We start from the raw sequence: 769 nt of genomic DNA on the forward strand, positions 1-769 counted from the left end.
CATTCTGGGTTGCCCAGAGGCCCATGCTTGCCAGGGGTCCGGCAATAAGGAGAAGCGTCGCTACAGCGGAGACGATGCGCACTGCCGCGCGCTGGACCGGGCGGCCGTCTTCCGCCTTGGCCTTCAGGTGGAGGAGGTTATCGGCGCCGATCAGCGCCGCTCCCAGGAACGCGAACCCGGCCGCGGAAACTGCCGGACCCGTGAATGGCGCGATGAGCAGGTTGCCGTCGACTCCGGTTGCGACGTGTCCGGCGAGCCATGCCCAGGCGAGGAGCACAAGGGCTCCGGCCCAGAGGAAACGCGTGACGCGGGACCGGCCTCCGGGGACAAAGAGTGCGGCGATGGACAGGAGCAGGACCGGCGCGCCGATCAGCAGGGCAAGCGCCAGCGCCCACGGAATACCCGACGGGCCGAATAATGCCAAGCCGGCCAATCCGCCGTTGACGTCGAATTTCAAGGGTTGGCCAAGCAGTTGCTGCCACAACGGTGCGGCTTCGAATCCCAACGGGACGCCAGGATCGGCCAGCATGGTGCGGGGCCGTTCAAGCGCCGAGAGGACGTACGGCGCAAAGAGCGCGGCGCTTGGAAGCAGCGACCACCAAATGGTCCGGCCCCGCCGCCCCAAGGCGATGCCGCAAAAAACAATGAGGACGGCAAAGGGAGGAAGCAGGGATGGCGCAGAGGCAGTCACCACGGCCAGCGCCAAGCCGGCCGCGGCAGCAGCAGTCCACGACGGAGTGCCGTTGACGCCCGGCTTGCCCGGCAACGG

At 67.8% G+C, this 769-nt stretch carries 1 pseudogene; it reads right to left on the reverse strand.

Going from position 1 to position 769, the window contains the following annotated elements:
* Positions 1 to 769, reverse strand: a pseudogene (locus tag AHiyo1_RS24530) (glycosyltransferase family 2 protein); the annotation flags it as partial.

Source organism: Arthrobacter sp. Hiyo1, assembly GCF_001263615.2.
Lineage (GTDB): Bacteria > Actinomycetota > Actinomycetes > Actinomycetales > Micrococcaceae > Arthrobacter.